General features: G+C 50.1%; 12 protein-coding genes. 9 read left to right on the top strand and 3 right to left on the bottom strand.

Features of this window, described 5'->3' with window-relative positions; translation table 11 throughout:
- Positions 1-206 precede the first annotated feature (206 nt).
- A complete protein-coding gene (locus GS601_RS12340) occupies positions 207-2,258 on the bottom strand; it encodes a CHASE2 domain-containing protein (RefSeq protein WP_162423590.1) in 2,052 nt (683 codons plus the stop codon).
- Positions 2,259-2,441: 183 nt separating this feature from the next.
- Here GS601_RS12340 and GS601_RS12345 point away from each other — a divergent pair, with 183 nt between their 5' ends.
- Entirely contained in the window at positions 2,442-2,600 is a 159-nt protein-coding gene (locus GS601_RS12345; RefSeq protein ID WP_162423591.1) for a hypothetical protein, read from the top strand.
- 903 nt (positions 2,601-3,503) lie between these two features.
- Positions 3,504-5,738, top strand: coding sequence for a PhoX family protein (locus GS601_RS12350; protein WP_162423592.1), 2,235 nt, complete (start codon positions 3,504-3,506; stop codon positions 5,736-5,738).
- Positions 5,739-5,878: 140 nt separating this feature from the next.
- On the opposite strand, the gene GS601_RS12355 is transcribed toward GS601_RS12350, so the two are convergent.
- Complete coding sequence (locus tag GS601_RS12355; RefSeq protein ID WP_162423593.1) at positions 5,879-6,757, bottom strand: DUF72 domain-containing protein; 879 nt, start codon at positions 6,755-6,757, stop codon at positions 5,879-5,881.
- A gap of 223 nt (positions 6,758-6,980) precedes the next feature.
- Here GS601_RS12355 and GS601_RS12360 point away from each other — a divergent pair, with 223 nt between their 5' ends.
- Complete coding sequence (locus GS601_RS12360; protein ID WP_162423594.1) at positions 6,981-7,871, top strand: M48 family metalloprotease; 891 nt, start codon at positions 6,981-6,983, stop codon at positions 7,869-7,871.
- A gap of 290 nt (positions 7,872-8,161) precedes the next feature.
- Entirely contained in the window at positions 8,162-8,740 is a 579-nt protein-coding gene (locus tag GS601_RS12365) for a rhomboid family intramembrane serine protease (RefSeq protein ID WP_162423595.1), read from the top strand.
- A gap of 8 nt (positions 8,741-8,748) precedes the next feature.
- Here the strand turns inward: GS601_RS12365 and GS601_RS12370 are convergent, their stop codons facing one another.
- On the bottom strand, positions 8,749-9,459 hold the full coding sequence (locus GS601_RS12370) for a Crp/Fnr family transcriptional regulator (protein ID WP_162423596.1): 711 nt from the start codon (positions 9,457-9,459) through the stop codon (positions 8,749-8,751).
- A 445-nt stretch (positions 9,460-9,904) separates the two neighbouring features.
- Between GS601_RS12370 and GS601_RS23770 the strand changes: the two genes are divergently transcribed.
- From GS601_RS23770 to GS601_RS12395, 5 genes are all read left to right on the top strand, one after another.
- Positions 9,905-12,997, top strand: a complete 3,093-nt coding sequence (locus GS601_RS23770; RefSeq protein ID WP_162423597.1) for a DUF4912 domain-containing protein — start codon at positions 9,905-9,907, stop codon at positions 12,995-12,997.
- A 410-nt stretch (positions 12,998-13,407) separates the two neighbouring features.
- Positions 13,408-13,803 (top strand): Mo-dependent nitrogenase C-terminal domain-containing protein, encoded by a 396-nt coding sequence (locus GS601_RS12380; RefSeq protein ID WP_162423598.1) that lies wholly within the window; start codon positions 13,408-13,410, stop codon positions 13,801-13,803.
- A gap of 305 nt (positions 13,804-14,108) precedes the next feature.
- Positions 14,109-15,935, top strand: coding sequence for an endonuclease/exonuclease/phosphatase family protein (locus tag GS601_RS12385; protein ID WP_162423599.1), 1,827 nt, complete (start codon positions 14,109-14,111; stop codon positions 15,933-15,935).
- A gap of 199 nt (positions 15,936-16,134) precedes the next feature.
- Positions 16,135-17,112, top strand: coding sequence for an SH3 domain-containing protein (locus GS601_RS12390; RefSeq protein WP_162423600.1), 978 nt, complete (start codon positions 16,135-16,137; stop codon positions 17,110-17,112).
- A gap of 191 nt (positions 17,113-17,303) precedes the next feature.
- Positions 17,304-18,851, top strand: coding sequence for an ABC transporter substrate-binding protein (locus GS601_RS12395; RefSeq protein WP_338017027.1), 1,548 nt, complete (start codon positions 17,304-17,306; stop codon positions 18,849-18,851).
- Positions 18,852-18,883: the final 32 nt, after the last annotated feature.

The following is an 18,883-nucleotide window of genomic DNA, read 5'->3' on the forward strand; positions in this document are numbered from 1 at the left end:
TTCAAACGTTTGGCAGAAATCATCGACGGAGCAGAACAGGTCTTCTAGACTAAACATGAGGGCAAACTGGGCATGAAATTTTAGCATTTTCAGCCTATCGAGTTTGCCCCTTTCTTGTCTCAATCCTTATCCCGAACTCAGGTTAACCAGATCTCAATCACCGTCGTCAGTCCCCAGATCCCTGATGCCCATGCTCTTCGCATCCTCTAGAGCGGCAATTCGCTAGGTTGTAATGGGAGTGAAAACGAGAACACGGTTCCTACGCTTGCCTTGCTTTGAACCTCAATTTCGCCGCCCATCAAATGCACAAATTGCCGACAAATTGCCAACCCTAACCCTGTTCCCTGTCTAGACTTACGCCCCGACTCAGTTTGCACAAATGCCTGAAAAAGGCGCTCTAACTCATCTGCTGCAATGCCAGCGCCAGTATCTTCAACTTCAAAGTGCAACCGAGCAGAGGGGTCGGAGTAAGTCTTGGGGCGAGAAAAGACTCGCAGTGTCACCCGTCCTTGATCTGTAAATTTGATCGCATTACTCAACAGATTCATAAGCACCTGGCGCAGCTTTTGCTTATCTGTGTGAATGGTCGGAAGATCCAACGCGTAGATGCAGCAAAATTCAAGTCCTTTCGCCACCGCTTGAGGGCGAAACATCGTTTGTAATGCTTCTAGCTCCGTCCATATCGGCACTTCTTCTGGCTCTACAGAAACGGCTCCTGCTTCTAGTCTTGCTAGCTCTAGCACACTGTTAATGAGTTCTAACAAGTGTTGGACACTGCCATCAATAACCGATAACCGTTCTCTATGTTTTGGGTTGAGTGATTTATCATAGGCAATTAATTCACTAGTGCTGTAAATAATGGACAGCGGCGTTCGCAGTTCGTGATTCATATTGGCAAGAAATGCCATCTTTGCGCGGTTTGCAGATTCTGCTTCTTGCTTTGCTTTTTCCAAGATTAAATTTTGCTGAATCAGTTCATGGGTACGTTCTTGAACCTTGAGTTCTAGCGTTTTTGCATAATTGCCTAAGGCTTGATTGGAGTGTTGCAATTGTTTCCAAATTAGCAATCCTCGGCTTGCTAACCCGGCTCCACCTAGGGCGACGATCGCAGAGGCAGTCGTCACCCACCATCCCCACAAAAACAAGACGTAGACACTTCCAATTAGCCCAACCCCCGTCAGCGGAATCACGACCACCGCAGATCGCAGCGATCGCAGCGATCCGCCTAGCATAGTTCCCACCCACGACCACACAAAAATCCACCCCCACTCAAGGGGTTCGGCAACGCCTCTTAAGATGGGTTTTCCGTCTAGGGCGGCGCTGACTAACTGGCTTGCCAAACTTGCGTGCAGTTCAACGCCCGACGAGCGGGTTTGCACGTTTGTTGTGTAGGAAGTGTAAAACCGACTTCCCAAACTGGCGGCCGTCGCTCCTACTAGCACGATTCGCCCTGCTAGCAAATCAGGCTGGATCGTATCGTTCAATAGTGCGGTCAGCGAGATCCGAGAAAGTTCTAGACGTTCTCGGCGCACATCCGCCAAAATTTGGTATCCGCCACTATCTGCCTGCACATAGCCGCCTTCATGCGCTCTCAACGCCACAAGTTGGGTTTTACCAAGCTGAAATCGCTTGCCTTCAGCGTCAATCCTTCTGGGTTTGATCTGGTGCAACTCTAGGTATACCAACGCCAGCCTTGTCCCCAACGTCAAAATCGTTTTAGGCTCTTTAGAGGAGCTTGGAACGCGCATCGAAAGCAGCCCCCGGCGAATTCTACCGTCGATATCGGGCACCAAATCGCTGGCTGCCACTTGGTCGCGATCGCGCAAAATGGGGGGCGGTGCGATCGCAGAGTCATTGGGCGCACTCAGCACTTTCTCGATTCCAATCAAGTTTGGTGTGGTGGCAAACACCTTAAGCAACGCTTGATGCCCCGGTTCTACGGGCAGGTCGCGATAGAGATCTAGCCCAATGACGCTAGGACGGTGCAGTTTGATCTTTTCCAACAGCCTTGCCAAGGTGCCATCTGACACGACAGACTGCCCCAGTTGCGCGATATCTTGCTCATCGATCGTCACCAAGACAACCCGATGATCGATCGATTCGGTCGGGCGCAGCCGCACCCATTGGTCGAAGGTTGTTAGCTCTAGCAGTTGGAAGGCACCCGTCATTTGCAGCGCGATCGTAGTAGCCGACGTTGCGATCGCGCTGAGACCAAATCCGCGCCACTGGACAAGTTTTTCTCCCACCCTTCGCCACATAGAGATCCTGATAAGGGCTGAGCGGCAGCACCGACCCATCGTGTCGTAACGCTCTAGAACAGTGTGCTAACCCATTCAGAAACTTTAGGGCTAGGAATCGAGTTTGTCTAGCTGCAAAAATGCGCTTGCCGTTCACTAAAGTTACTGCATTGAAGTTACTGAAGTTTCTAACCCCTAGGTTGCATGATTGAAAACGCGCGATCGCATCACGGACGCGATCCGCCGCCAACAGTGCCTCTGGGTGCACCAGAGCCTGGGGGCGGCTCAATGGCGGCTGCCCAAGGGCTAGGAACGATGCCAACCGTAAGGCTCAAAACTATTAACCCGATCGCGAACCGTTGAAAAAAGGATTTAGAATGCATGTTTTTAGCCTCTTCTTTAACCTATGTTTCGTGGTGAGGGCAGACTTAAACTCGACTCAGCGCAAATCCATCCGGATCAATTTCTGCTGAAACCTAACTAGGCGGTTTGAACAACCTTCATTTCCAACATTCCTAAAAGTTCGATTCTTGCTATAACCCGGAGGCAAGGAGAATCTCCCTTGATGGAAACAAAGTCCAGACGATAATTCGTGACAATTGATACTAGGAATTTGCCTTGGTGAGGTCTAAATTCAAGGTAAGGAACCTGCTGAATTACTTGCCATGATTAAGCAGAATCATTGAAATATGTACGAAGATTCCTTGAAGATGTTTCTAGTTAAGATGAAGAATGCGGATCGACATACTTATAACAAAAACAACATACTTTTTAAGTGATAGCACCAAGAAGGTTTATTTGTCGAACTGTAGCGTTATCCCTCATATAAGTAAGATCTCTGAGCTATGTACGGCGCTCTCCAAACAATGGTTTCTAGTTAAGTTGAACAATGGGCAGTAAAGTCTTTCATCCTGCAAGATCACAAATTGCTTAAATGAGAGCCTCGTGAACGGGCATTTATCGAAAGAAATTTCATTCCTGCGTTAAAAATGTCCTAACTTTTTGGCTTTTAGCCCAAGGAATCATTCTCTGGAAGATTCACAAATTGAATATTAACCAAAAGATGAGCCTTGCCTTTTTGGGTAATATCTTCGAGGGCAACGGTTCAATATTTGGCTTACCAGTATTTGGCTAGATAGGTTGCCCCTATCAGTCTCATGTTCTAGTTTCACTCCTCTTCTTAGCCCAGAGATCACCGTTCCTTAACCTCAAATTGGTAGTTTCCCTGGTATGACAGAAAAGATTGCCTACTTGGAGCCATCTATCATGCCTATGAAACGTCGGAACTTTCTGCTCTTTTTAGGGGCGGTGGCTGGAACGGCTGCCGTTGGAACGGCGCTTAAGGTGGGACAAAAGTTTTCGATGCCGTTTCAAAATCCGGTTGGCAACGTGCCAGATGCCCCTGGTTCTATGGCTGGCTTGAGTTTCACTCCGGTGAAAAGCCCTCTGCCGTTAGAAACAGCCGAAATTGCCCTAGACAAGCAAATTGACGCCTTTAGCCAATACGAAGTCGTTGATGATTTGGTGTTGCCCGATGGGTTTAGCTACGATGTTTTAGCCGCTTGGGGCGATCAAGTCGGCGATTCGCGGTTTGGGTATAACAATGATTATCTCTCGTTTGTTGAAACGGCTCCCAATGAGGGCTATCTCAGCATTAATTTTGAGTACATCAGTGCGATCGCATGGCTCCAGACCTATGAAAAGGTCGTGGGTAAAAAACTGCCGTTTGAGAACGTTCAGAAGGCGCTAAGTAAGTCAAAAGATGGCGGGTTAAATGCGTTTGCGCTGCCCGATCAGGATCTCTTGAAGGCTCAAATCCGTCAGATTTCTAAAGAAGCGTTGGTCGATCAAGGGTTGGGCGTGATTTCGATTCGCAAAACGGCAGACGGAACTTGGGAGCGCACTTATTCTCAGAGCGATCGCCGCATTACGGGTGTGTCTGGTTTAGAGGATGGGCGCTATCTCCGGTGTACGGGAGCGGCGAAGGCGGTGTTTCTCAAAAAATCGGGGAAAGGTTATGTGGATACCATTAGCGATCGCATCATCGGAACCTTCGGTAATTGTGCAGGCGGCACCACGCCTTGGGGAACCGTCCTCAGTGCTGAAGAAAATATACAAATGCAAGTCCCAGAGGCGGTTTATGCCGACGGCACATCGTTTCCGCCCAACAAGCAGACGTTTAAAATTGACGATGAAGAAGTCTCTGGTCAAGGCAACGTTTTTGGGCTGGCGGGCAACAAATACGGCTGGATCGTAGAACTTGACCCAGCCAACCCCAACGACTACGGCACAAAGCATACGTGGCTCGGTCGCTATCGTCACGAGGCGGTTGGTGTGAGAGTCGAAACTGGCAAGCCGTTGGCGTTTTATTCGGGTTGCGATCGCCGGGGCGGACACATCTACAAATTCGTCAGCCGCGATGCGGTGGCAAATCCTACCGACAAGGCAAATTCTCGCCTTCTTGCAGATGGGATGCTCTACGCTGCCAAATTTAATCAAGATGGAACCGGGCGCTGGATTGCACTCAGAGCCGATGCTGCCGTGATGCCAGACAACCCCAGCGATATTATTGGAGCTACGATTACCCTGCCCAAACGCCCTGAAGGCGGTTACAAAGCGTTTAGAAATAAGGCTGACATCACCAAGTTTAAGCAGCAGTTTAAAACGCTGGGCGATCTGTACGAAGGAAATGCTGAAGAAAAACAGGGCGCAATTTTAATCGATGCTCACTATGCGGCAAATGCTTGCGGGGCGACTTGTACCGCTCGCCCTGAAGATACGGACATTGCCCCTGATGGCTCTCTTTACATTGCGTTTACCTCTGGGTCTCCTGACAAAGATGGAGGTGCAGATCGGCGAGTCTTTAAAGGCCCAAACGGGGAAACGCCTTACGAATATGGGTTTGTGATGCATGTGGTCGAAGATCAAAACGATCCGGCTGCCATGACTTTTCGCTGGACGATGATGGCACTCGGCGGCGAGCCAAGCGCAGGGGGTGCAGGGTTTGCCAATCCTGATAATTTGATGATTGACCCAGACGGTCATGTGTGGATGGTTACGGACATGTCGTCTGATAAGGTCAACAAAGCAGTTCCGAACCGAATCGGAAAGAACGGCGTGCCGATTAGCCAGTCCAACTTACGCGGTCTATTTGGCAATAATTCTGTTTGGTTTATTCCGACCTCAGGAGCCAATGCAGGGAATGCCTATCTATTTGCCATCGGGCCAATGGAATGTGAGATTACAGGCCCGTGTCTGAGCCGCGATCGCCAAACGCTGTTTCTGGCTGTCCAACATCCTGGAGAGGTGAATGGCATTCGTCAAAACATGAAATCTGAAAGCCGCAAATTTGCCCTGAAAACAACAGACGGCACAGAATTTATGCAAACTCGTGAGGTTCCCATCGGGTCTAATTTCCCCAGCAAAACAGCGAATGAACCCCCTAAACCCTGTGTTGTGGTGGTTCGTCGGAGCAACGATCGCCCGATCACCTCGGCTTGAGGCTTGATACCAAATTAAGTCGATGGGTGAATGAGTGCAGGAGTCGATGATCTCGATTACTGAGCGATCCATCCACCCATCGACTCTCTAACCCGTCCACTTTTAGTCCCTCATTTCAACTTTGACAGACTACTAGCACGTTAGAACAACCTGAGTTGCGAAGGCTGCGGAGGTTCTTCGGCGCTATGCTCTGTGCTGATTCCATTCCACGGAAGCGGTGGAACAGGCGCGCCCCGCGCTTCGAGTTGCTGCTGAACGTAGCGGGCAATATGTGGCGATCGCGCCTCGATCGGACAGTGGACAAAGAAATACACCTCAATGTTTTGTTGGAGATAGCGATCGATGCGCTCGACCCATTCTCGCAAGTATTGTTCGTTAAAGTCTAGATTTGGGTGACTGATATATCGAACGATCGCAGTGTTAGCGGTTACAGTTGGCTGGAGTGGAACGTTGGGTTTCTTGCGGTTACTCCCGATCTGAGGCTCATCCTCGCATTCATAAATCGGGCGGGTATCTAACAACACTCTGCCAACGTTGACCGCATCTAACAGTGCGTTTAAGCGGCTTTTGTGAGGTTCTTTGAACCACTCTAAATGACGAACTTCTACCGCTAACGGTGCTCGTGTTGTTGCCCAGCCAGCCAAAAAAGTTGAGAGATTTTCCAGGTTGGCAGGGCTAAAGCTAGGCGGAAGCTGTAACATCAGCACCCCTAAGCGATCGCTTAATCCTTGCATCAATTCTAGAAACCGAAGCGCTTCTGATAGCGATGACTTTAGCAATCCATAATGTGTAATCGTTCGCGGTAATTTAGGGCAGAACTTAAATTCAGATGGTGTTTCTGCTGCCCATCGCGCTACTGCTTCTGCACTGGGTATCGAGTAAAACGTCGTGTTTCCTTCTACGCAGGTAAATCGTTGACTATAGAGGCGTAGAAAGTCTTTTGGGCGGCTCTTGGCTGGAAATAATTCTCCGACCCACCCTTTGTATGCCCAAATTGCACAGCCAATCCGAAACGTCATAAGATACGCCCTAGAACCATGTCTAAGAAAAATGGGTAACGCTCATCCACACTTTACTCATCCACACTCTACAGTATGCAAATCGGCATTCAAAAATTGCCCAGATGATTTAAGAGCGCTTTCATTCACAAATTTGTTCACAAATTCATTCAAGGGATAGATTAAATCGCTCAATGTATGATAGAAAATTGCGGAGATTTGTAGAAAAATTTCTATACGAAACATGATTGGAAATCAAGTTAGAACTGCTGCTCTTCTAGGGCTTCTAAGCGGACTGTTGGTTTTAGCCGGATATTATTTGATTGGAGACGAGCAGGGTCTCATTTTGGGTCTCGGCTTCGCGGCGATTAGTAGCTTTGGCTCATGGTATTACTCGGATCGGATGGCACTTGCATCCTATGCGGCTCAGCCTGTAGAGCGCTCCGCCGCCCCAGAATTGTTTGATATGGTTCAGCGACTGTGCGATCGCGCGGAACTTCCCATGCCAAAGCTGTTTGTGGTGCCGACCAAATCGCCCAACGCCTTTGCTACAGGTCGCGATCCAAACCATGCGGCGGTTGCTGTCACCCAAGGCATCATGGAACTGCTCAGCCCAGAGGAGCTAGAAGGTGTGTTAGCCCACGAACTCACCCATGTGAAAAATCGGGATACGCTCACCCAAGCCGTTGCCGGTACGATCGCAGGGGGCATCACATTCTTGGGCAGAATCTTGAGCTTTGGGGCGCTTTACGGTCCGGTTTATCGCGATACTCGCAGGGGGGCAAATCCCTTGGGGCTGTTATTTCTCATCGTCCTGGCACCCCTTTCGGCTGGGTTGATCCAGATGGCAATCTCTCGGACTCGCGAATTTGCAGCCGATCAAGGCTCTGCCGAAATGACTCAAAATCCCCTCGCTTTAGCTAGCGCCCTCGAAAAGCTGGAGCAGATCGGGCATCAGATTCCGATGCATGGCAATCCGGCTCTGTCGCCTCTGTTGATTGTGAACCCGCTCTCAACCCAGGGGTTACAGTCGCTGTTTAGAACTCACCCCTCAACCGAAGAGCGCATCCGGCGGCTCACAGAGTTGGCTCAGCAGGCAGCATCGACCCCTGTTTTCAACGCTCAACCTACCTGATAAAACGGGAGAACGCCGCCTGTCACAAGTGCGATCGTGTCTTTTGATCTTGACCCTCCTCACCTTCCCGCAACAGACGAATGCGTTTTATTGATCAATTTTTTTCCATCTACCCTCTCACCCTCTCACCCCTCCACCCCTCATAACCAACGCCAAGCAGCACAAGAACGGAGGCGATGCTCTCACCCTCTCACCCCTCCACCCCTCAACTCAAAGTTAACAATCTACTAAGGTGCCAGAGATTTGATGTGCTAAAAAGGAGACAATAAACCCGTTTATCCCTACCTTTGATGACCAGAAGAAACTCTAACGACCCAGGTACGATCGCGAGTGAATTCAAATCGCATATTGCTATTCTTGGCGGGCTTGTGGGGGTAATGTGGCTGATCCGCGTGGCAGACGGCATCTTGCCCGGAACAGCCAACATCTACGGCATTATTCCTCGGACTAGCATTGGCGTTCGAGGAATTTTATTTTCACCCTTTCTTCACGGCAGCTATCAGCATCTCATCAGCAACACCATTCCCTTCATTATGTTGGGCTGGTTTGTCATGCTACGCAGCGTCAGAGAATTTTTTGCGGTCTCTGCGATCGTCCTGCTTGCTAGTGGCATTGGGGTTTGGCTGTTTGGCTCCCCTGGCATCCATGTCGGCGCAAGTGGTGTGGTTTTTGGGTATTTTGGCTTTCTGCTATCACGAGCCTATTTTGAGCGCAGTGCCCTATCGATCGCCTTATCACTCGCGGTTGGCTTAATTTACGGCAGCTTGATTTGGGGCGTTTTGCCAACCCAACTGGGAATCTCCTGGGAAGGGCATCTGTTTGGCTTTGTCGGGGGAGTATTTGCGGCAAAATGGCTATCTGCAAAGTAAAATTACGCTTACTTGAAGGTGGTCGTTAGCCGCTCGAATTCATTTTTCATCATCTGATAGCAGTCACAGGTGTGATCTTCTAAAATCTGGCGATCCACGATTTTGAAATTGCCACGTTGGTTGTCCAGAGCGCCTTTTCGCCTGAAAACACAAACCCTGAGTAAAAGGGCGGCTCGGCTTGCACTCAGCAATCTAGCCAGAAACTTTAGAGATAGAAAAAATTCATCAGTTTGGAGTGCATCTTGGATCAGCAACAGTTGACGCGCCAATCGCTGCTCTAGCGAGTGATGATGATTGCAGGCAGCTAGCTGTGATAGTTGTAAGAACACGGCTTGCACGTATCGCAGCAATAACCCATGTAACGCACCCCCGCGATCGAACTCCGCCTTTAAAGTCTTAGCAGATAACCGGATCGCGGCTCCGGGAGTATAAACCACGACGCGCCGCTTTGAGCGGGTTTCGCCCAACAGCACCGATACATCCACCATGCCTTCTTGCCCAACGAGGCTAAAGGTTGAATTGGCGTGAGAGAAGTGATCAATCGAGAGCAGCGATCGCACCGGAAAGTAAACGTCTGTAATCGGCTCTCCTAGTTGGTAGAGCACCTGACCCGACGCGAGAGGGATGCGCTCTAGATGGGGCAGCAGTCTCTCATAGTCTTCGAGCGGCAAAGCAGCCAGCAAGCGATTTTCAGGCGTCTCAAAATCGTGAGAAAGCATAGCAAAGCTCCCTTGAAAGGAATGCTCTGAGATGCAGCTACGCCAGCAAGAGTAGAACTCTGGTGTCTAGTCCGCTTTCACAGGTGGATGCTCAGGTGAAGATAAAAGAAGGTCAACCAGCACTGATTACCGTTAGTGCAAAAATATTAGTGTAATCACTTCTGCGATCGCTGTCTACACGCAGTCAGTATCCGAGTTACGTGCCTTCAAAGTGCGATCGCCGTTGGGTCAAAATGGGTCTGCCCTAGGGGGTGAGTCCGTTCTGCTGCTGTAGCATTAGCGCCTAAGTATTCCTGAAGTTCTGGCGACTCCACAATCAATTTCAAAATTAGTTTTCATCTCTACTCTGCTTTTCATCTCAACTCTTCTACGGTTCCCCTGTAAATTCAATTTAAGCACTATATAATTACCTCAACCCGAACGGTATAAGCTGCACGAGATCCCAATGGTGTTTAGAAAACAGTCTTCCGTCATCAATTTTGCGCTGATGGTTGCATTTACAACCGTCTCAGTCCCCTTCGCTGGATCGCTCAAAGCGCGACCTGTGCTTGCTCAGTCTGCAAATCCGATATCGTTTCCATTGCCAACCGCAGTGCCCAAAGGCTCAACCGTTCGGATCAGCGGTTCTAGCACTATGGCGGCAATCAACCTGGCACTCAAGCAGCGCTTTGAGACCCAGTACCCTGGCACGAGCATTGATGTTGGGTACACAGAGAGTGCTACGGGGCTGCAAGATCTGCTGGCGGGAAAAATTGATCTGGCGGCGATTGGGCGACCCCTCACGGCAGCGGAAAAAGCGACAGGACTGGTCGAAATTCCTGTAACCCGCCACAAAATTGCGGTGGTGGTGAGTCCAAATAATCTCTTCAGGGGCAACCTGACGACCGATGAGTTTGCCAGAATTTTTAGAGGAGACATTACCAATTGGTCACAGGTTGGGGGCGAACCGGGAGCCATTCGAGTGATTGATCGACCTCCCACGAGCGACACTCGCCAATCTTTTCAAACCTATCCAGTCTTTCAATCTGCGCCGTTTGAAGCCGGAGCAACCGCAACAACAGTCCGGGAAGACAGCACTGAAGCGGTGCTTCAAGACTTGGGTAACGATGGCATTGGCTATGCGATCGCACCTCAGGTGGTGAATCAGCCCAATGTTCGGATTGTCCCCATGCACACCACGCTGCCAGACGATCCCCGCTATCCGTTTTCGCAACCCCTCTCGTATGTTTATCGGGGAACCCCCTCTGCCGCGATCGCAGCCTTTTTAGGCTACGCAACCTCCCCCACTGCCCAATCTGCTATCCAAACGGCTGAAGCTGATCCTGCCATCGCGACTGCGGCGCTGAATGTGCCCACCACCGCCAGCCCTGCTGAAACCCCTCTCCCTCCTAGCGCAGTCGCTTCAACCGTTGGCGGCTCAACGGTGATTGGGCAGGCAACCCAGACCCCACCATCGACCCCTCCTCTGGCATCGGAGGAGGCAGGACTGCCGCCCTGGTTGCTGTGGCTATTGCCCTTGGGCGTCGCTGGGTTGCTGATCGCGTGGCTAGTTAAAAACCGCCGCCCTGCTGGTGAACCTACCGCGCCTGTTTCACCCTCTGCACCGCCGCCCACCTCGGCAGCAGACGATACGAATTTAAATTTGGCATCTCGAACTGAGACTGTGATTAATGGCGATCGCGCGTCGATTGCCGAGTCTCAGCCGGAGGCAAATCGGATCGGAGGAGCCGCTTGGATGGCGTCTCAACCAGGTGAGCACCCCGAAAGCGACCCAAACACGAGGGGATTGGTGGAAGATGCGATCGCACCCCCCAATCTGCCTGAAGACCCGCTCTTGGCTGATCACTTAGGCGCGACTGCCTTGGGAGGAGCCGGGCTGGCGGCAGGGGCAGGAGCCGCTTGGATGGCGTCTCAGCTTGTTGATCAACCTGATATCACCGCCGAAACGACTGATGCGGCGATCGCGTCTGATGCCTCTCTAGATCCGGTTGCAGCCTCTCCCCTAGCGAATGAGTCGATCTCGCCGGTGCCCGATCAGGCGGCTGTGGCAGATCCGTGGGAAACGCCTGTGCCAACCGAGGCTGCTTCGATTGCAGAGGATCTCGCTGTTCATAAGATGAACATGATCGATCAGCCTGACGTAGCTAGCCCAGAACCGTCTTTCACTAGAACCGAACCGTCCTTAGAGCCGTCCTTAGAGATTGAGCGATCGCCCATCGGGTCTGATCTGATCGAAGAACTTGACCTGCTCGAATCGCAGTTAGCCGATGACGCCACCGATGAACCCGTGGTGGAAAATGCCGCCGCGATCGCAAAGGTTGAGCCTAAAGTTGAGCCTTTTGAAGCTCAAGCGGCGGTTTCATTCGAGCGATCGCTCGATGATCCTGAGGCGGGTGCTGGCTTACCTGGGGCGTTTGGTGCTGCTGTTGCAGGAGCCGGCTTAGCCGCCGCGAGCGCAAGGCTAGACTTAAACAGCTTGAACCGTGACCAAACCGATGTCGAAGCCACTAAGTTTGATGTCGGGCAATCTGATCTTTCTCGTGAAACCCTGGCAACCGTCGATGAAGGCTTGGCGGATCTGCCCACAGGTTATGGCGAGAGCCGAATTGTGCTGATGCCCCGCGATCCGCAGTGGGCGTATTCCTATTGGGATGTTCCCAATGACCACCGGGAAGCAGCACGAACCCAAGGCGGGCAACGCTTAGCCCTGCGTCTCTACGATGTTACTGATGTGAATTTGGATCATCAAAGCCCCCATAGTTTGCAGCAGTATGACTGTGAGGAACTGGCGAGAGACTGGTATGTGCCGATTCCAGTGAGCGATCGCGACTACCTGGTTGAAATTGGCTACCTTACCACCGACGGACGCTGGCTCATGCTGGCTCGCTCTGCCCCAGTTAGTATTCCACCTGTTTATCCATCTGACTGGTTTGATGACCAGCTTGTGACGATCGATTGGGAAGAAGATTTGCGCGACAAAACCTTCTTAGAACTTGTGCCGCCCGATCGCCAACGCCCGGATCAGCCTCAACATGAAATCTACGACGAGATCTTTGGATTAGCCCAAGGCACAGAGTCTCAACGCCTCGCTGGCTCGTTGTTTGGCTCGATGCAGCAAGTTCCTCAGACGGCGATTAGCTCCTTTGTGTTGCCGTCTGGCGTAGGAGCTTGGGCACTGCCAACCCCTTCAGGAATGGGGGTTTCTGGGGCACTTACCTTGTCTGGAGCAGGATTTTCAGGCATCGTGCCGCCTCCCCGTCCGCGCAAGTTTTGGCTTGTGGCAGATGCAGAACTGATCGTCTATGGTGCCACCGAACCCGATGCTAATCTGACGATCGCCGGTCAACCGATCGACCTGAGTCCAGATGGAACGTTCCGGTTCCAAATGTCCTTCCAGGATGGGCAGATCGACTATCCGATCATGGCAGTTGCCTCGGATGGGGTGCAAACAAGATCGATCCACCTGAAATTTAATCGCGAAACGCCTAACCGCAACACTAACCCGAAAGCAGACGCAACAGACGAATGGCTGTCGTAACGGTTTGACTGAACTTGGCGGCAGCTATGACATGTCAGATCAGCATGGCTAGGATGCGGGGATCAAATATCTTCTGCCAATTTGTAGTCTGTGTACCTTGCAACTCTGACTAGAGTGTTTAGAATGGACTTGTTCAACATTACGTAACAAATCAGAAGGCGCACCCCTCCGCTTTAGAACCACCAAAATTCAGTAGGTTTACTCATTTCATTTACTGAAACTTCTGGCAAGCTAGTTGCGTCTATTAAGATATATGAAGGTTTAACCCGACCTCCTACCTCAGTCCGATTCGCTTCAATGTCAGTTTCTTAGATACGCTCAGTTGTCCGAAATCGCTTCAACTTTTCTGTAGCGCCCTTTGGACAATTCTTTAATAACCCTCTACAGTCCCGTCTAAGGATCGTCAGTTAATGAGTTTCCAGCAACTTGATCGTCGTGATTGGCATCACCAATCTCCCAAAGATCAAAAGGTTACGCTCGCCGGATGGGTTTTGCTTCCCGACCCTACAACGGATCACAATCCTATTCAACCTCCGCAACAGCCCAAGTTTGATCTGCTCCGTCCTTTCCGCCGCAAAATCGACCAGATTGAAGTCTGTAATACTCGATTTGCTCACCTTGTTTGTAAATTGGTTCCGGCTCAATGCCCGTTTGAACGCGATGTGCAGATGTTTGGTAAGACGCTGTTTCACATTCCGCCGCTCTGTAAGCTCAATCCGCTTTATGACGAGGTTGTAAGCTTGCGTTTTCGTGCTTTGTGTTATTTAGCGGATGAATGCGGAGAAGATATTAGCTGCTACTGCTAATGGCAGCAGTTTGATCTTGTTCGATTCGGGTAGATTGTTTTTTATCAGTTTTGCTACTTATGGTTTACTGGCGATCGCAGTAAATCGTAGGTAGCAATTTTTTTGAGACTGTTTCTTTAAGGCTGGGATGCTTAATGGCTTGTTAGCCTTGCCTTAAGGTTTCTATGCGATGAATATTTAGGGTGGGATATCTAGGGTATAACTTCAGCATCTGACCTTGAACGGCGATCACCGCTGGGTCGGTAGTGTTGTTTTTATACCCATTGTGTGTTAACTACCAGTAGTGCTATTTCAAACGTGCATCAATGAATTTTATTTCGCTTGCCACTGCTACGGTGCTGTCTGCCTTGATTCAGATCCATGATATTCAGGGAACTGCCCATCGATCGCCCATGGATGGGCAACTGGTGAAAGATGTTCCGGGCATTGTAACGGCAGTGCGATCGCAGGGCTTTTATGTCCAAGATCCTACCCCGGATACAAACGATGCCACCTCAGAAGGGATTTTTGTGTTTACGACTGCTGCCCCAACGGTTGCCATAGGTGATGCAGTGAGCGTTAATGGTAAGGTTTCTGAATTTCAGCCAGGGGGAATGAATAGAGCCAGTAATTTAACGATTACTCAGATTGTGGATGCCACGATTACGAAGGTATCTAGCGGCAATCCGCTTCCTGCTGCCGTTGTTTTGGGTCGGGGTGGACGGGCAATTCCCAACCGAGTGATTAGTGATGATGCAGTGGGCGGCAGTGTGGAGAACGCTGGCACAGTGTTTGATCCCCAGGACGATGGAATTGACTTTTATGAAAGCTTGGAAGGGATGCAGGTGCAGGTAAACCGTGCGATCGCAGTTTCACCCACGATCGCAGCAGGGGAAATTGCGGTGCTTGCTGACCAAGGCGCGAACGCTGGAATACGCACCTCTCGCGGTGGCATTGTGATTCGACCGACGGATTTCAATCCGGAACGCATCATGATTGACGATGCTATTACTAAAAAACCGCCAAAAGTAAATGTAGGAGATCAATTTGAAGGTGCGATCGTTGGCGTAATTGATTATGGCTTCGGTAATTTCAAGCTACAGAACACGCAACCGTTGTCGCTCGTAAAATCAGGGAATTTACAGCGAGAAGTCACTGATCTTTCTCCGACTAACAATGGACTCACGATCGCAACCTTCAACGTTGAAAATCTCGATCTAAGTGACGGTTCAACCAAGTTTAAAAACCTTGCAAACCGAATTGTTAACAATCTAAAGTCACCAGATATTATTAGTTTAGAAGAAGTGCAGGATAATAACGGTGCCATCAAAGATACCGTTGTGGATGCCAGCCAAACCTACGAAGCCTTGATCAGTGCGATTAGCGCAGAGCAGAATGCTCAAGGAGTCGCAGAAGAAACTGCCTATCAATATCGCCAAATTGATCCGGTTGCCGATCAAGACGGCGGAGAGCCAGGCGGAAATATTCGAGTTGGCTTTTTGTTTAACCCCAACCGGGTGCAGTTTGTCGATCGCCCTGGTGGGTCTTCAACCTCAGGAGTGACAGTAAATAGCGTGGGCGGAGTGCCCCAACTTTCTGCCAGCCCAGGGCGGATCGATCCAGCCAATGCTGCCTTTCGGGGGAGCCGCAAACCTTTGGTCGGAGAATTTCTATTTAAAGGTCAAACAATTTTTGTGATTGCAACTCATTTCAATTCAAAAGGGGGCGATCAGCCGCTATTTGGGCGATTTCAACCTCCTAAACGATCTAGCGAAACGCGGCGAATGGAGCAAGCCACTGCTGTGAAGGATTTTGTGCAGCAACTGCTGGCGGCTGGCACAGGGCGTAACCTCGGAGGCGCAGCAAATGTCGTTGTAATGGGAGACTTCAACGATTTTGAGTTTTCTGATTCCTTAAAAATTTTCAAACGCGCAGGCTTAATGAATCTGACTGAGACCTTGCCTCAACGCGATCGCTACACCTATGTCTACCAAGGAAATTCTCAAGCGCTTGATCATATCTTGGTCAGCCCAAAATTAGGGAAAGCTCCAATATTAGATGGGTTTGATGTTGTACATATCAACGCAGAATTTACCAAACAAGATAGCGATCATGATCCGAACGTGGCGCGGTTTATATTTGCTGATTCGTAAAAAGTTGACTCGTAAAAGGTGATTGTCAAATCATTTAACATTGCTTTTGCTAATTGGTTGATGTGCGCTTTCTGGTTCTTTAAAGAGATGCGATCGCGCTGAAATACCGTCTCCGAAATGGCGCAATCTCTATATGTAGTTCAACCTAATCAAGACCGCCACACTTCTAATTTTTGGCGGGTAAAACAGAAATAAGCTTATGAAACTATCTATTTCAATGGTCGCGATTCCTACCCATTTTACAAAACTGGGTCTTGCCTTAATCGCTGCGATCGCGCTACAAATCGTGGGCTGTAGCCAATCGCAAAGCAATGCTGCTAAGGATCTACCCGCCACGGCAAATCACACTGCTCTAGAACAGGCTTTACCAACATCGGCTGCGATCAAGGAAACACAGACTCCTTCAACCGCGCGCCCGCTCACAACCGCGAATGGTGCTGCTAATCCTCAAGGGGTTGCCGCTTTAAACCAGGCTAATGCCAAAATTCCCGCCGAGACTTTAGCCCTTCAACTTCAGCAAATTGCCCAAGTTCCGATTTTGTTGCCTGATGTTCTGTCGGTCGAAACTCCGAGCTATCTCCATGCCTCGGCAAGCAGCGATCGCTATGAGGTCAGCTTTGACCATACCCAAGATTGCCGTGGGGCAACTGTCTGTACGTTTGGAGGAATCTCGGCTCACCAAGGGGGGCAGATAGAGCCAGCATCTAGCGAGCCACATTCGCCGCACGATGTTGTCGAGCCAGTCACCCTGCTAAACGGCACACCAGCGCAATTTACAAACTATTGTGGCGCATCCTGCACAGCCAGCGTTAGCTGGATAAATAACACGGTGTTGTACCGCATCTACATCAAGAATGGGCAACAGCAGGATGTGGTGGCATTGGCAAACTCGGTACGGCAGTTCTCTTTACCCAATAGCCAACCCAATAGCCAACCGTTTGTGAGTCGGGAAGGCACCCTGACAACCACCCAAGACTACAGCCTTCCGATCGATATCCGAGATCAAGCCAGCATAACTGCAACCGTACGCCACATTGGATACGCAGGCGATCGCGTTATATTACTTGATCGTCGCACCGGGGCAAACAACACCTCCTGGTATCGAGTAAAATTTCCAACGTCGGGTGCAACGGGATGGGTGCAAGGATCGTTTATTTTGATCCAGTTTCAGGCGTAGTCGATCGCCCTGGCTTGGGTCAGTCGCCTTTAAGCTATCTGTGGTTGGGTACTAAGAGCGATTAAGTTGTCACGATTTATCACGATGAACGCATCGCTAGGATAGACTATCTGTACCGTGCTGCTTAAATTCCTATGAAGGCTTGGAAATCGCTGTTGAAGGTTGTTTCATTGTTTTGCCTATGTTGCTTTGTGGCTCTAAGTTGCGCCCGCTCAACGCCTAATGGGGCACTCAACACAACAGGACGCATTACAGTAGGCACAACCGCAACCATTAGCACCATTGATCCGGCAGATGCTTACAGCATTTTTGCAGGCAACTTGCTCTATAACCTGGGCGATCGCCTCTATGGTTACAAGGTTGGCACGAGTGAATTAGAGCCTCAGCTTGCTACTGCGTTGCCTACCGTGAGTTCGGACGGGTTGACGTACACCATTCCCTTGCGAAAAGGCGTTGTGTTTCATGATGGCACTCGGTTTGATGCCAAAGCGATGGAGTTTTCGTTGCAGCGATTTATTCAAAACGGAGGCTCGCCTGCCTTTTTGCTGTCAGATGCGGTAGATACGATCGCAGCAACTGCGCCCGATCAACTCACGATTAAATTAAAAAAACCGTTTGCAGCGTTTCCCTCCCTCCTCGCCTTTTCAGGAGCCTGCGCCGTTTCGCCCACAGCTTACGAGATCAAGGAAGGAGCCTTTAAGCCCGCTACCTTCGTGGGGACGGGAGCTTACAAACTGGTGAAGTATGGCACCGATTCGCTGAAGCTAGATGCCTTTGACCAGTATTGGGGACAGAAACCCGCCAACCGGGGAGTGGATGTGCAGTTTTTCTCTAGCGCTGCCAATCTGTTTAATGCGTTTCGGACGGGGGCGATTGACGTCGCCTATCAGGGGATGGCGCTTTCCCAAATTGAGAGTTTGCAAGAAAAAGCCGCGATCGCCGGTTGGAAAATTGTCGAGCGATCGGGCAGTGGGATTAATTACCTCACTCTAAATCTCAAATCTCAACCGTTGGATAAAGTAGAAGTGAGGCAAGCGATCGCAGCAGTGATAGACCGCTCGATTTTGCAAAATCGCGTGTTTCAAGGACAGGTCGAGCCTCTCTACAGCTTAATTCCAGCCACCCTCGAAGAGCAAAAACCTGTGTTTCAGCGGAACGGAGACCCCAACGCAGAGGTTGCCAAGGCGCTACTCGCAAAAGTTGGGTATTCAGAAACAAACCCGTTGAACGTAGAGTTTTGGTATCGCTCGAATGTAGTGAACGATCAACTAGTCGCGTTGACCTTAACTGCGATCGTGCGGAAGCAACTCGGTAAGCTCATGCAGCTTGACCTGAAAAGCGTCGAATCGACCACGGCTTACAGAAATCTCGATAAAGGCGCTTACCCTATATTTCTCCTAGATTGGACACCCGACTTTCTCGATTCTGACAACTACATTCAGCCGTTTATGGAATGCACAAAAGGATCACAGACAGGCTGTGAAGAAGGGGCAAGCGTTTCTCAGGGGTCATATTACTACAGCGATCGGGTTAATACGTTGATTGACCAAAGCCGTCAGGTGCAAAACCCAGCCGTTCGCAATCAGATCTTTGCCGAACTGCAAACTATCTTGCGGCAAGATGTCCCCTTTATTCCACTTTGGCAAAATAAAGACTACTTGTTTATTCAAAAAAATATACAAGGAGCAACGCTAGAAGTTACGCAGAAAGTGCCTTTCGCAACCCTGAAGAAAGCTTAAGGATCTGGCTCACAAGATGACGATGAAAAAAT

It is taken from the genome of Myxacorys almedinensis A (assembly GCF_010091945.1).
Classification (GTDB): domain Bacteria; phylum Cyanobacteriota; class Cyanobacteriia; order Leptolyngbyales; family Leptolyngbyaceae; genus Myxacorys; species Myxacorys almedinensis.